The sequence below is a fragment of the Chryseolinea lacunae genome, assembly GCF_016735595.1.
Taxonomy (GTDB): domain Bacteria; phylum Bacteroidota; class Bacteroidia; order Cytophagales; family Cyclobacteriaceae; genus Chryseolinea; species Chryseolinea lacunae.
This window is the reverse complement of sequence record NZ_JAERRB010000008.1, coordinates 59,338-73,302: the sequence shown is the minus strand read 5'-3', so window position 1 is coordinate 73,302 and position 13,965 is coordinate 59,338. Positions and strand designations below refer to the sequence as shown.

Below are 13,965 nucleotides of genomic sequence, written 5' to 3'. Positions count from 1 at the left end.
CGCCTTCGGTTCAATCTTCTGCTTATATGTATTTCTCATAATCAAGATTGGATTCAATAAAGAAACAAAAGCAGTTGATAAAACTGAAAGCCGTTTGCTAAATCGCAAGCATCAAAAAGCCAGGTCGGCCAGTAAGGTCGGACGTGTTAAACCCGAAAATATCTAAAGGGAAGTTCTATACAGGATCAACATCCATCACCACCCGCGTGTTCCGATGTTCCTTTTCTTTCAATAACTGATAAATACATTTCACCAACGCCTGTTTCAAAACAGCGAGCTCGCTGCTTCCACGCGGGATCTTTATCAACAAGCTCATCAAAAACTGATTTCTGATTTTGGAAATCATCGGCTCGCCGGGGCCAAGGATTTTTGTTCCGGGCAAGGCGGTGCGCAGCAATTCAAACAGTGCGGTGGCGCTGGCTTGACAGATTTTTTTATCGGAATGTTTCAGCGTCACGTCAATGAGGCGGCTGAACGGCGGGTAACTATGCATGCGCCGGTCGGCCAACTGGTCGTTGTAGAATTTTTCGAAGCTGTGTTTCAGGATGGTTTCGAGCAACGGGTGATCGGGACTCGAAGTCTGAATCACCACTTTGCCTGCCACCGCTCTTCGGCCTGCGCGGCCGCTCACTTGTGTGATGAGTTGGAAGGCGCGTTCGTAGGAGCGGAAGTCGGGGAAGTGAATCATGCGGTCGGCGTTGAAAATGCCGACGAGGCTCACGTGATCGAAGTCGAGGCCTTTGGTCACCATTTGGGTGCCTACCAGAATATTTGTTTCGCCTCTTTCGAATTGATCGATGATGGTTTCGTAGCCCGTTTTTGAGCGGGTGGTGTCGAGGTCCATGCGTTGCACGTGGGCTTCGGGGAAATGGAATTTCAGTTCTTCTTCAAGCTTCTCGGTACCATAGCCCACGGTTTTTATGCGCGTGGAGGAACACGTGGGGCAATGCTGTGGCAAGGCTTCGCGATAGCCACAGTAGTGACACACCAGCGCGTGGCGGTATTGGTGATAGGTGAGGCTCACGGCGCAGTTCACACACTTGGGCACCCAGCCGCAGTCTTCGCAGTTCACCATGGGCGAGTAGCCACGGCGGTTTTGGAAGATGATGACCTGTTCTTTTTTAGCGAGGGCTTCGTCGATGTTTTTAAGAAGTAGCCCGGAGAATTCTCCCTTGATGGTCTTTTGTTTGCGCTCGCGACCCATGTCGGCCAGCACGAGTGTGGGGAGTTGGGCTTCGCCAAAACGTTTGTCGAGCTTCACGTAGCCGTATTTTCCCTGGAGCGCCTGGTAATATGTTTCTACGGCAGGAGTTGCTGAACCGAGCAGCACTTTGGCGTGGTGCAGTTGCGCCATCACCATGGCCACGTCGCGGGCGTGATAGCGTGGTGCGGGCTCCTGTTGTTTGTAGGACGAATCGTGTTCTTCGTCAACGATGATGAGGCCGAGGTTGTCGAAGGGAAGGAAGATGGCCGAACGCACGCCCACCACAAATTTGAAACGACCGTTGAGGATGCCGTTCCACACTTCAACGCGTTCGTTGTCCGAAAATTTGGAGTGATACACGCCCATGGATGTACCAAAAATCTTTTTGAGACGCTGCACTATCTGCGTGGTGAGCGCAATTTCAGGAAGCAGGTAGAGCACTTGCGAGCCGCCTTCCAGCGCCTGCCGGATCATGTTGATGTAGAGTTCTGTTTTGCCGCTGCCCGTCACGCCTTGCAGCAGGGTGGTGTTGTGATCTTTGAAGCTGGCCAGAATTTCCACCTGCGCCCGGTGTTGCTCTTCGCTCAGCTGAATGATGTGGTAGTCGGGGAGGGTTTCTTCTTCAAACCGCGACACAATCACATCGAACTCTTCCAGCACGCCGTTTTTGATCAACGTGTTCAGCGACGACTCCGAAAGGGTGTCGTCCATCAGTTGCTTGCGGGCGATGCCGTGTTTGTTTTGTTCGGCATGACTCAGCACGGGCACGTCCTGCAAATATTTCAGCACGATGCTTTCCTGCTTTGGTTTTGCTGCCAGCGTTTCGAACAACGTTTCCAATGTTGGCGCAGCGAGGTAGGCTTCGGTGAGGCGTATGCGTCGTTCGGTGCGGGGTTTGTATTTTTCTTTTACTTCTTCATAGAGAATGATGGCTTCCTTGCGCACCAGCGATTTCAGCAGGCTGTAGACTTGCTTCACACCCAGCAGTTTGCTGATGGCCGAATACTCCAGCGACTCGCCTTCAAGACGTTTCAGGAGCATTCTTTCCTTTTCCGAAAAATCGTAGTCCGTTTCCTCAAGGTTGAAAGCAGGATTCAGCTGCACCATCGACTCGCTCGACAGCTTCAGCCCGCTGGGCAGTGCTGCGTTCATCACTTCGCCAATGGTGCAGAGATAATAGTCGGCGATCCATTGAAAAAGCTTGAATTGTATTTCACTAACCGACGGAAAATCATCGAGCAGTTCGAAAATGTATTTGGCTTCGTAGTCTTTTGGCGGATTGCTGTGGGTTGACACCACCACACCGGTCAGAATCTTGCGGTCGCCGAAGGGCACAATGGCACGCTGTCCCACCATGATCTTTTCATTCAACGACTGGGGCACACGGTAGGTGAACAGCTTGGGTATGGGCACAGGCAACAGCAACTCCGCGAAGAGGGTGCTGTTTGTTTCCGTGTCGAGCTGATCAAAAATTTCCACGATGTGCTAAAGGATTAACAGTGTGTTGGTGATGCAAAGGTAAGGCAAACAAAAATTCTAAAGCGCTGTGTTTTGTTTTTGTAACAGGGCCATAGATACCAATGGTTCTTAAAAAAATCCACGGCTTCCGTGGGCTGCTTCTTCCGAGATCTTGTCGGCATTGTCTTTTCCAAGATAGCGGTCAATAAAACCGTGACCGATGTAAATGAGGGGCGTCAGCACGATGGCCACGGTAAACTTATAGATGTAGTTGGTTATGCCGATGGCGATGATCTGTTTGTTTGTGAACGTGCCTGCAAACGCGATGTATAACACCACAAAGCTGTCTACAAACTGCGACACCAGTGTGGAACCGGTGGCCCGTAGCCATAACCATTTGCTTCCCGTCACGACGCGGAGTTTTTGAAAGACATACACATCCACCAACTGCCCCAGCAAAAAGGCCGTGAGCGAGCCGATGATGATGCGCTGGCCCTGGCCGAAGATTTTGTTGAAGGCGATGTTCATGTTCACGATCACGTTGCCATCGTTGTCTTTTCCGTCGATCCAGAAATCGGCAGGGGCCAGCCGTATGCTGATGAAGATCACCACAAACGCATAGGCCACCAGTGCTGCGGTCAGGTAGCTGATCCGTTTCACACCGGGTTTGCCAAAATATTCGTTGATGAGGTCGGTGGTGATGAACACCACTGGCCAGATCACCACGCCGGCCGTGAGATTGAAGTCCATGGTGAAGCCCAGGATGTTGAGGTTGACGGGGTTGAGACCCAGGGTGGCTTCGGCCGAAAATATTTTCACCCCGATCATTTCCGCCAGCATGGTGTTGGTGATGAAGATGCCGGCGAGGATCAGAAAGAGGCGGTTGCGTTTCTCGTGAAGCGTAGTTTCCATGAACTTAAAAATAAGGATTAATCCGAAATGGTAAACGACTCGCCCTCCAGCGCCAGGTGAGCGTTGGCGAATGCCGCTTGCGCCTCCAGCAAGATGGGCGTGAGGTCTTTGTAGCGCGCCGAAAAGTGTCCGAGCACCAACATCTTTGCGTTGGCCAGGGTGGCAATGGTGGCCGCCTGCCGCGCCGTGCTATGCAGGGTTTCCGTTGCCTTGGCGGCTTCTTCTTCTTCGAAGGTGGCCTCGTGATAGAGAATGTCCACGTCTTTTATCTGCTCGGCAATAGACGGCAGGAAGCCCGTGTCGGAACAATAGGCATAGCTACGCGACTTGCGCGGGTCGAAGGTGAGGTCTTCGTTTTTGTAGAGGATGTTTCCGTCTGTGTCCACCACGTCGTCGCCTTTTTTGAGGTTGGCCACCTGCACCAGCGGAATGCCCGAGGGCAAGCGTGTTTTGTCGATGCGGCGTGGTTTTGTTTTTTCCTTGAACAAAAAGCCCGAGCAGCGGATGCGGTGACTAAGCGGAATGGTTTCTACTGTAAGCGCTTCGTCTTCGAAAATCACCTCGCGCACGTTCTTCTCCAATCGGTGGAAAATGATCTTGAAGTTCGGGATGGAGCGTGAATAGCGGAGCTGCACGGTGATGATCTCGTCGAGGCCGCGGTGACTGTAGAGGTGCAGGTCGTTGGTGCGTCGCTGCAGGTGCATGGTGAAGATGAGGCCCATCAGGCCCAGGTAGTGATCGCCGTGGAGGTGACTGATGAAGATGTGATCGATGCGGTGCATGTTGGCTTGCACGCGCATGAGTTGAATCTGTGCAGCCTCACCGCAGTCCACGAGGAAATAGCGGTTTTGGATTTCAACCAGTTGAGAGGAAGTATGTCGTCCGTAGGCGGGCACGGCGCCGCTGGAGCCAAGAATCGTGATTTTAAAACTCAACGCAACCTTCAGTTTATCTGTAAAAATAAAAAACCAAAGCTGTGGGGCTTTGGTTTCCGGTTATGTAACCATCGTTTAATTTCCGTCGGAATCTTTCAGGTCCTTTTCGATTTCGTGCATGAACACGGCATCGATGGCTTCTTCCACTTTGGGGAGAATGTTGAGGACGCTGTCGAGCTGCGATATCTTGATCAGCTTCAGGGTGTGGTCAGAAAGGGTGGTGAGGATGAAGATGCCTCCGTCTTCCTGAACAATGCGATTTCCCACTAGCAGGGCGCTCAGTCCCGAAGAGTCGGTGTATTTCACTTCGGCCAAATCCAGCACAATATTGCGAACGCCTTCGGCGTGCAGGGTGATCAATTCGGATTTCAGGCCAGGAGCAACACTGGAGTCAAGCTTCTCTTCGTGCAAACGCAACAAACTGTACTTCTCCTGCTTATCAATAGTATACTTCATAAATCAGATTTTCTTGGTTTCTAAGTTAGCGGATTTTATCGAATTCAAGATGGTTTGTTCGATTCTTTGGGTGATCTGATCATAATCCACCGCCGGCAACGCTTCACCCCGCACGTGCTGGTAAAGCTCTTTATAGCGTGTGGAGATGGAGGAAACGATGGGGTCTGTCATTTCCGGAACCTTCTGACCGTCTTTACCTTGAAATCCGTTCTCGATAAGCCATTGGCGCACAAACTCTTTGGAAAGCTGTTTTTGGGCCTCGCCCGATTTCTGACGGGCCTCATACCCTTCGGCATAGAAATACCGCGACGAATCGGGGGTGTGCACCTCGTCGATGAGGAAGATGGTGCCGTTGTGCTTGCCAAATTCATACTTGGTGTCCACCAGAATGAGGCCACGCTCGGCGGCCAGGGCGGTTCCCTTTTCGAAGAGGGCAAACGTATATTTTTCGAGGGTGTTATAGTCTGCTTCCGACACGATGCCACGCTTCAGGATGTCTTCGCGCGATATGTCTTCGTCGTGGCCCACATGGGCTTTGGTGGTGGGGGTGATGATGGGGTGGGGTAGCTTGTCGTTTTCGCGAAGTCCTTCGGGCAGCGGCACACCACAGAGGATCCGTTTGCCAGCTTTGTATTCGCGCCAGGCGTGGCCGGCCAGGTAGCCGCGCACCACCATTTCCACGGCAAAGGGCTCGCATTTGAAGCCGATGGTCACGTTCTGGTCGGGCGTGGAGATAACCCAGTTGGGCACCAGCGACTTGGTAGCCTGGAGGTTAAAGGCCGCGATCTGGTTCAGCACCCGTCCCTTGTCGGGGATGGCGCGGGGCAAGATCACGTCAAAAGCCGAAATGCGGTCGGTGGCCACCATAGCCATCAGTTCGCCGAAGTAGTAAACATCCCGAACCTTGCCACGGTAAAAGCCCGTCTGGCCGGGGAAAGTGAAGTTAGTTTCTTTGATAGCCTGCATGCAAAGCAATATAAAGCGTGCAAGTTAAAGGTTAAAGGGAAGGAATTTAAAATCTTTTTTGGGCGGTTTGGGAAAATATTGGGGCGTTCAGAGCCGGCAGGCGCAGAAGGAAAAGGCGCATCATTTCATCCTTTGCTTGTTCGCAGGGCTCTCATCCCCTCTTTGTCAACGTCATCAGGTCCAGGAACATGAGGCGGGTGGCCTTGTCTTCATCCTTTCTCGTGAGAAATTGAAAACCATTTTTTAGATAGAATGGCAATGATGCTCCATACGCATCCACAGTAATGTGCCGGCAGCCGGTTTGATGGTTTGTTAGAAAGAGTCCATTGATGTAGTCGAGAACCATACTTCCTATTCCCTGTCCCTTGAATGAATTTGAAATGCCCAATCGTCCAATTTTCACCGCCGGATGACTACTGAAGTTTTTGCCTGTCGTGAGCTTAAAGAGTTTTTTCCATTGATTGCCGCTGTCCACATCCTGCGCAGTTATCTTATCATTCAGAAGACTGAAGAACGCTATTGTTTCAGTAGTGTTTTCAAGAATATAGGTGGCTGCCAAAAGTTTACGGGTGTAACTCTTGGAATCATTTAGCAAGAAGTCGTTCAAATCGTCATCGCCGCAATTGAACGGTTTGAATTGATAATCTGAGGTGAGTCTGGTGAAAGATGAACCCGCCGGAAACGAGGTCACTAGAATTTTGCGATGGCTTGGAGCTTGGCAAAGTTTTCTAAAACCTTTGCTCTTTTTTCATCGCTAACGCGAACAACATTGTTGGTTTTTTCTATAAAAACCCTAGCGTCTTTGCCTTTTAAAATCGGAGTTTCTTTAATAGGTCGTGCCATATTCCCAATGAACAAATGTGGTTTAACAATAGTTTTTTGGGGTCACTCAAAGATACTGAAAAAAATAACACATTGCGAAACACAGAACGTCAACGCCGCCCTCAATTCTTCACCGGCACACCGGCCTTATACACCACCGAACTCAAAAGCTTTCCCTCTTCATCAAACGTCTTCCACTCTTTGTACTTCTTGTCGCCGACGTATTCGCCTTGTTCTTTCACTTTTCCGTTGGCAAAATAGGCAATATAGGGGCCGTGGCGGCGATTGTTTTTGTATTCGGTAGTCGACTCCACGCCACCTGTTTCGTAATAGGTTTTCACTGGGCCAGCCAATAAATTCACTTTAAAAGTTTCTTCTTTTTGAATTTTTCCGGAAGGGAAATACGAATAGCGCACGCCGGTGAGCTTTCCGTTTTCAAACGTCTCTTTCAACTTCACGGGCTTGCCTCCGGGATAATAGTAGGTGCTGGTGCCTGACAGCTTGCCGTTCTTGAGTTTCTTCTCCGACAACACTTTTCCGTCTTCGTCGTATTCCTCTACCGTTGCGTCGACGCCGCTGGAGCCCGCCTGCTCTTTGATTTTTATTTTGCCGGAAGGGTAGTAGTCGAAATTGGTACCTACTTTCTTGCCGTCTTTATATTGGTACTTGTGTTGCACAGCGCCGTCGGCAAAATAGCCGGTGTTGTTGCCGTGGAGTTTGGCGTTCAGAAAGTTTCCATCCAGCACGAGATGTCCTTGCTCGTCGTAGCTTTTGAACTGGCCGTTCTTGGTGCCCTGCTCCATAGTTGAAACGGTTTGAAGCTGGCCGCTGGCGTAATAGGTTTTGTAGAAGCCTGTGAGGATTCCGTTTTTGTAGTTGCCTTCGGTTTCAATTTTTCCGTCGGTGTAGAAGGAACGCGAGATGCCGTTTGGTTTTCCCTTTTCATATTGCATTTCCTTTTTTACTTTTCCGTTGGGAAAATATTCGCGCACCATGCCTTCGGGTTTTCCCTTCACAAAAAACGATTCGCGCTTCACAGCGCCGTTGTCGAAATACAGTTGGATGCTGTCGGTGAGGATATCGTTTTGGTAGTAGGCTTTTTGAAAAGGTTTGCCGTCTTCGTCAAACACCTGCACCACGCCATGGCGAAGACCGTTCACGTAAGTGATTTTGCGGGCCATTTTTCCATTGCTATGATATTCGGTGAAGAGGCCCGCCTTCTGGCCGTCGTCGTCATAGGTGCCATCGATCATCACGTTGCCGTTCTCGAAGAAGCGTTGATAGCGGCCCACATATTTTTCGGCATCGTCGCGCGCCACGAAATAGATTTCCTGCACCTGGTGCTTGGGGCCTTCGTAGTAGGTGCGCATTTCCTTTTGGCCAAAGGCGGTGCCACACAGAAACAGCAGGAGAATGGCGGTGTATGAATGCTTCACAGTCTAAAAATAAATAGCCCTGCAGATAACGCAAGGCTATAGTTGATGTTGTTCGGGAATTGGCTAAACATTTTCGATGACAATGGCCGATGCGCCACCGCCGCCGTTGCAAATGCCGGCCACGCCAATGCTGGCGTTGTTCTGTTTCAAAACGTTTATCAGCGTGGTCATGATGCGCGCACCCGAAGCGCCCAGCGGATGGCCCAGGGCAACCGCGCCACCGTTCACGTTCACCTTCGACACGTCTATTCCCAACTTGCTGTTGTTGGCAAGGGCTACGGCCGAAAAGGCTTCGTTGATTTCATAGTAGCCCACGTCTTTCTTATCCACGCCTGCAAGCTTCATGGCCTTTGGAATGGCGATGGAGGGTGTGGTGGTGAACCACATCGGATCCTGTGCGGCATCGGCAAAGCCGCGGATTTTGGCCAGGGGTTTCAGCCCCAGGGCTTCCGCTTTTTCTTTGCTCACCAGCAAAATGGCCGATGCGCCGTCGTTCAATGTCGATGCGTTGGCGGCGGTCACGGTGCCGTCTTTCGAGAAGGCCGGTTTCAGTCCGGGGATCTTGTCGAAGTTCACGTTCTTGTATTCTTCGTCTTCGGCAAACAGGGTCACAGTGCCTTTGCGATCGGTGATTTCCACGGGCACCACTTCGTCCTTGAATTTGCCGGCAGCCCATGCGGCGGCCGAGCGCTTGTAGGAGTCGATGGCGTAGGCATCCTGGTCCTGACGCGAGATGTTCATTTCCTTGGCGGTGTTGTCGGCACAAACGCCCATAGCGCATTGGTTGTATACGTCGGTGAGACCATCGAACGAGAGACCGTCAATGAGTTCGCCGTTACCAAACTTGTAGCCTGTGCGGGCTTTGGTGAGGTAGTAGGGGATGTTGCTCATGCTTTCCATGCCGCCCGCCAGCACCACGTCCTGGTGGCCCAGCATGATGGACTGCGCACCCAGCATCACAGCTTTCATGCCCGACGCACACACCTTGTTCACCAGAGTGCAGGGAATTTCGAAACCAAGTCCCGCACCGGCGGCAACTTGCGTGGCAGGTGCTTGCCCTAAGCCTGCCGACACCACGTTACCCACCAGCACTTCCTGCACCAGCTTTGGATCGATGCCCGCTTTGGCCACGGCGGCCTTAAACGCAATCGCTCCCAATTTCACAGCCGTTAACGAACTCAGGCTGCCGCCAAAACTCCCGATGGGAGTGCGCACAGCCGATACGATATATACTTCTTTCATGCGTAACAGATTTTCAATTTTAAACTTTCGCGAACTGCGTGATGAAATGCTATGTATCGCGATGTTGAGTCAGGTGTCCTTTCGGCACAACTACCAATCCGGCTTGCTCTTGTCGCGTGGCTTGGTCGACTTCCGTTTGTTTTGTTGCAGGTATTGCACTTCCTGGTTCTTCATGGCCTCCAGAATCATCTTCGCTTTGTCTTCGCTGATCTTCATGTCTTTCAGCTTTTGCGAAAGTTGTGGTGACTTGTCAGCGTTTTCTTTCTTGTTATCTTTCTCTTCTTCCTTGTTCTGTTCCTGCTGGTCTTTCTTTTCTTTCTCTTTGCCTTCCTTGTCTTTTTGTTCTTTCTCCTGCTTCTCTTTTTCCTGCTGCTCCTTGTCTTTCTTCTCCTGATCTTTTTTGTCCTGGTCTTTCTTTTCCTGGTCCTGCTTGTCCTGATCCTGTTTTTCTTTTTCCTTCTTCTCCTTGTCCTGCTTGTCTTTGTTTTGCTGATCCTGCTTTTGTTGCTGATCTTTTTTGTCCTGGTCTTTTTTCTCCTGGTTCAGCTTGTCGTAGAGTGCTTTCAATTTTGCGTCGGAGGGAAACTTCTTCATGCCTTCGGTGACGGAGCTCAGGGCTTCGGGCATTTTTCCGTTCACATACAGGTTGCCGGCGGTGTTAAAGTAGGCCTGTGCACCTTGCGCGAAGCTCGCCACAGTAGTGGCCAGCGTCAAGGTCAAGAGGCAGAAAAATGTTTTCAGTGTCGGCTTCATTTTGGTCTGTTTATTTGATCCACGTCCTGCAGACGTTTCATAAAATCTTCGTAGTGCTGCACCGTGGGGTCCTGTTTGGCTCCTTCGTTCATCAGGATGCTGGCTTCGCCGAAGCGGAATTGTTTCACCAGGGCATCGGCTTGGGCTTTAAGTTTCTTGGCGTAGGCCGAAGGTTCGGGTTTCTTCTTGTTGTTTTTCTCGTCCTGCTTTTTCTTGTCTTCGAGTTTGCGTTTCAGCATCTCGTAGTTGTAGCGGGCGTCCATGTTGTTGGCGTCTGCTTTCACGGCCTGCTTGAAGTCGGCGAGGGCTTCTTCCATTTTGCCCTGGCGATGGTGCAGGATGCCCAGTTGCTGCCGGGCTTTGGAACGCACTTCGGTTTTGCCACTGCCAATGAGCGATTGATAGGTGGAGATGGCTTGCGCGGTGTCGTTGGTTTGAAAGTAGGAGTGGGCCAGGTTCAGCATCACTTCGTCTTCGCGAACACCCATGGAGTCGGCCAGGAAACGGTATTTCTCCAGTGCTTTTTTATAGTCGCCCGACGTGTAGGCTTTTCGCGCTTCCGTCTTGGCATTGTTTACCCGGGCGATCTTTCCCGGATCGATCACAAGCGCGAGGAATATGGCCAGCACGTATTTCATATCTTGATGGTCGGAATGTTGATCAGGATATCCAGCAAAAACAACACCGCGGCAGCCGCCAGAAAGTAGAAGTATTTGTTGGCGGTCACGTCAATGAAGCGTGCGTCGCGCACTTCACCTTCGATCTTCCCGATTGTATTGATTAAGCGCGAAACGTCGTTTTTGGTTTCATTGATTTCGAAATATTGGCCCCCGGTTTTGTCGGCCAGGCTCACCAGTTCTTTGGGGTTGAGTTTGGTCACCACAATGAGGCCGTTGCGATTGGTTTTCAGGGTGTTGCCGGCGTAGATGTTGCCGCCTTTTTCGGTGCCCACACCCAGGGTGAACAGTTTGATGTCACGGTTCTCGATTTCGCGGGTCACGTCTTCGGTGTCTTCCCCAAAATCTTCGCCATCGCTGATGAGGATGATCACTTTTGACTTTGCCTGCTCATTTGGTGCGGTGTCGTTTTCTTCCAGTTTCTTCAGGGCCATGCGCAAGGGAGGGCCAAAGTCCGTGCCCGAAGCAGGCACCAGTCCCGAGTTCATGGTTTCGATAAACAGGTTCAGTGCGTTCTGATCGTAGGTGAGCGGGCATTGCATAAAGGCTTCCGACGAGAAGATGATGAAGCCGATGCGGTCGGAGTTGAAGGCGGCCACCACCTTTTTCATTTCATACTTCACTTTCTCCAGGCGTGTGGGCTGAATGTCGAACGCGTCCATCGACTTCGAAAGGTCCACGCAGATCATGATGTCTTTGCCTACCGATTTCACTTCCTTCTTCGAGCCACCAAAGGATGGCCCCAGCAGGGCTATAATGAACAATGCGAAGTAAAGGGTGCGGAACACCAGCTTGATAAAAACCTTGGCATAAGGTGTTTTGAGCCGCTGTGCGATGCGGATGATGCGGATAAAATAAAAGACGTACAGCACCACGAAGGCGGCGATGAAAATCCATTCTGTAACCCCAAATTCACGATACCAAAGCACAATTTCGCTGTTTATGACCTTTTACAAACGGCAATTAACGATTCGCATTTTGTTTCTGCAACTCTTTTGAGAGGAGTTGTGGGAATGGAAATTCGGGGGTGGAGGCCTAGAAGGTGATTCGCATCACATAGTCGTTCATCCAGTAGGGGCCGATGGCCACATCTTCATCATAGACCACCACAAACCCAACGCGCTCATAAAAGTTTTTGGCGGCATTGTGGCGGTTCACGTTCAGGTCGAGGGCATGGACGTTGAGGGCCAGCAAACGGCGTTTCACCTCGTCGATCAGCTTCGCACCATAGCCTTTGCCCTGGTTTTCGGGCAGCACATAGAGTTTGTGAAGTTTGAATTGGGTCGCGTCTTCCTTGCGGGGTCCATAGGCGGCAAAACCCTGCACACCGTGTTCATCCCGGATCAGAATAAATTGCTGGGCCCCTTCGGTCATCGACGTCAGCAGCGCCTCGGGCGTGTAGATGGCGTTGAGCATGAAACGAATCTGCTCGTCGCTCACGATAGACGAATAGGTAGGCCACCACGTGCGCTCGGCAAGCGATTGAATGAGGGGAATGTCGGCGGGGGTGGCGTCTATGATTTCGGGCATGGATTGACTGGTGGAATTTGTGTTAATGAGCGGACATGTTTATGTGAATGTGTGTCTGTGATACGTCACTGACCGGAAGCGGGTTGTATCAACCGCATGGTTTCCTTCCGGTTAATTTTTCCGTTGTCGGTATAGGCAAACCGTGGCAATGTTTTTATTTCCTTCGGTGCCTTGTGGCCGACAAGGTGGGTGCGCAAGGCTGCTAACAGATCTTGCTGCTGAGGCGTGTTCACGACGCCTTCCATCACCAAAACAAGCTTGTTGCCGAGCTTTTCGTCGGGAACACTTCCGATCACGAAGGGCAGGGTAATGTTTTGCTCAGCCATCACGTTACCGATCTCGGCTTCCAGGGTTTCCGGAATGATCTTCATCCCCCCGGAATTGATCACGTTGTCCCAACGGCCCAGCCATGAAAAGGTGTGAGCATCTTTGATGTTGACAAGGTCGTTGGTCACAATCCGGTCCGGAAAATGGGGCGCTTCAATCACCAGGCAACCGCGCGGGTCTGTGGTGATGACGATGCCCGGTAAAGTTTTATAATCACCCGAAGCACGGGGGCCGTTCAACGATTTCAGCGCGATGTGCGACACGGTTTCTGTCATGCCATACGTCGCGTAGCACGCACAACCATAAGCCTGGAGCATTCTTTCACTTTCGGCATCCAGGGCGGCGCCACCGATGATCAGCTTGCGCACTTGCTGCAACGTGCTGGCGTGTGGTGAGCGAAGTCCGTCGTGAACCTGGTAGGGAACAAAAGCCGTGAAGTCGATTGTCTGGTCGCCCAGTTGTGCGAGCGGGTTTGCCGAGGGGGTTTGAGCAATCAGCTTCATGCCTGTTTCAAAGCAGCGCACCACCATCATTTTTCCCGCGATGAAATCCGGGCTCAGGCAAATCAATGCCGTGTCGCCTTGTTGCAGCATCAGTGCTTCGGCCGTCATGCGCGCGCTGGTAGTCATCTGGCGACGCGTCACGGTAATGGCTTTGGGTGCGCCCGTGGAGCCGCTGGTGTGTTGCGTGAAGTTTTCCGCGCCCGATTGCCATTCGCAAATGAAAGCAAAGAGCGATGTCTCAAAGTCGTCGCGTGGCGCTTCGCGTTGCTCCAGAACATCGTGAAGACGAACTTCCCTTGTATTGACCGTGATCGTTTCGAAAGGGTAGGCGTTGCTCATGGATGCCAGGCGCCGGTTGTTGTATGCGCGTTATAAATTTTCGATATCCTTCCGGAAGCGATCGATGATGGACGCTTCCTTGGGACTGAACCCACTGCATGCCGCCGCCACCTTCTGCATCACCCGCACCGCGGTTTCCTTCATCTCTGTGGTGAAATGATCTTTGTGTTTACGAAGGTCGTGCAACGCATCGTTATAGGCCTTCTCGATCGATGGCTGAACCACTTCGTCCAGCAATTCGAACCGGCTCTGTGCCGCCCACGATTCATAGTCCAGTTCTTCTTCAGCAATCTTGTTGAAGGCAAAACGTTCTTCGGCACTCAGGCCTTTGTCGGCGATGGCGATCACGTAGGCCAGTTCGGCAATGGATCGGTATATCTCCCGTTTTTCGATGTCCATGATGAA

The 13,965-nt window shown here is 51.5% G+C and carries 15 protein-coding genes; all 15 read right to left on the bottom strand.

The window, feature by feature from the left end:
• Positions 1–175: 175 nt before the first annotated feature.
• The gene (gene priA / locus JI741_RS21165) at positions 176–2,683 is read right to left on the bottom strand and encodes a replication restart helicase PriA (RefSeq protein ID WP_369411839.1); all 2,508 of its coding nucleotides are present in this window, start codon (positions 2,681–2,683) and stop codon (positions 176–178) included.
• Between the two features lie 108 nt (positions 2,684–2,791).
• The gene (locus JI741_RS21160) at positions 2,792–3,574 is read right to left on the bottom strand and encodes a queuosine precursor transporter (protein ID WP_202013201.1); all 783 of its coding nucleotides are present in this window, start codon (positions 3,572–3,574) and stop codon (positions 2,792–2,794) included.
• 17 nt (positions 3,575–3,591) lie between these two features.
• Complete coding sequence (locus JI741_RS21155) at positions 3,592–4,509, bottom strand: ribonuclease Z (RefSeq protein WP_202013199.1); 918 nt, start codon at positions 4,507–4,509, stop codon at positions 3,592–3,594.
• A 75-nt stretch (positions 4,510–4,584) separates the two neighbouring features.
• Positions 4,585–4,965 (bottom strand): STAS domain-containing protein, encoded by a 381-nt coding sequence (locus tag JI741_RS21150; RefSeq protein ID WP_202013197.1) that lies wholly within the window; start codon positions 4,963–4,965, stop codon positions 4,585–4,587.
• A gap of 3 nt (positions 4,966–4,968) precedes the next feature.
• On the bottom strand, positions 4,969–5,931 hold the full coding sequence (locus JI741_RS21145) for a phosphoribosylaminoimidazolesuccinocarboxamide synthase (RefSeq protein ID WP_202013196.1): 963 nt from the start codon (positions 5,929–5,931) through the stop codon (positions 4,969–4,971).
• 151 nt (positions 5,932–6,082) lie between these two features.
• Positions 6,083–6,490, bottom strand: coding sequence for a GNAT family N-acetyltransferase (locus JI741_RS21140; protein WP_202013194.1), 408 nt, complete (start codon positions 6,488–6,490; stop codon positions 6,083–6,085).
• Positions 6,491–6,621: 131 nt separating this feature from the next.
• Positions 6,622–6,774 carry a hypothetical protein gene (locus tag JI741_RS21135; protein ID WP_202013192.1) on the bottom strand — a complete coding sequence of 51 codons (153 nt, stop codon included), beginning with the start codon at positions 6,772–6,774 and terminating at the stop codon, positions 6,622–6,624.
• A gap of 101 nt (positions 6,775–6,875) precedes the next feature.
• Positions 6,876–8,189, bottom strand: coding sequence for a toxin-antitoxin system YwqK family antitoxin (locus JI741_RS21130; RefSeq protein ID WP_202013191.1), 1,314 nt, complete (start codon positions 8,187–8,189; stop codon positions 6,876–6,878).
• 63 nt (positions 8,190–8,252) lie between these two features.
• On the bottom strand, positions 8,253–9,431 hold the full coding sequence (locus tag JI741_RS21125) for an acetyl-CoA C-acyltransferase (protein WP_202013188.1): 1,179 nt from the start codon (positions 9,429–9,431) through the stop codon (positions 8,253–8,255).
• Positions 9,432–9,521: 90 nt separating this feature from the next.
• Entirely contained in the window at positions 9,522–10,184 is a 663-nt protein-coding gene (locus JI741_RS21120) for a hypothetical protein (RefSeq protein ID WP_202013186.1), read from the bottom strand.
• Positions 10,181–10,822, bottom strand: coding sequence for a tetratricopeptide repeat protein (locus JI741_RS21115; RefSeq protein ID WP_202013184.1), 642 nt, complete (start codon positions 10,820–10,822; stop codon positions 10,181–10,183). The genes JI741_RS21120 and JI741_RS21115 overlap by 4 nt, the downstream gene beginning before the upstream one ends.
• Complete coding sequence (locus JI741_RS21110) at positions 10,819–11,790, bottom strand: vWA domain-containing protein (RefSeq protein ID WP_202013183.1); 972 nt, start codon at positions 11,788–11,790, stop codon at positions 10,819–10,821. The genes JI741_RS21115 and JI741_RS21110 overlap by 4 nt, the downstream gene beginning before the upstream one ends.
• Before the next feature lie 106 nt (positions 11,791–11,896).
• Positions 11,897–12,391: a GNAT family N-acetyltransferase gene (locus tag JI741_RS21105; protein ID WP_202013181.1), complete on the bottom strand. Its 495-nt coding sequence runs from the start codon at positions 12,389–12,391 to the stop codon at positions 11,897–11,899.
• Positions 12,392–12,456: 65 nt separating this feature from the next.
• Positions 12,457–13,560 carry an AMP-binding protein gene (locus tag JI741_RS21100; RefSeq protein ID WP_202013179.1) on the bottom strand — a complete coding sequence of 368 codons (1,104 nt, stop codon included), beginning with the start codon at positions 13,558–13,560 and terminating at the stop codon, positions 12,457–12,459.
• Positions 13,561–13,590: 30 nt separating this feature from the next.
• Positions 13,591–13,959 carry a TerB family tellurite resistance protein gene (locus JI741_RS21095; RefSeq protein ID WP_202013177.1) on the bottom strand — a complete coding sequence of 123 codons (369 nt, stop codon included), beginning with the start codon at positions 13,957–13,959 and terminating at the stop codon, positions 13,591–13,593.
• Between the last annotated feature and the right edge of the window lie 6 nt (positions 13,960–13,965).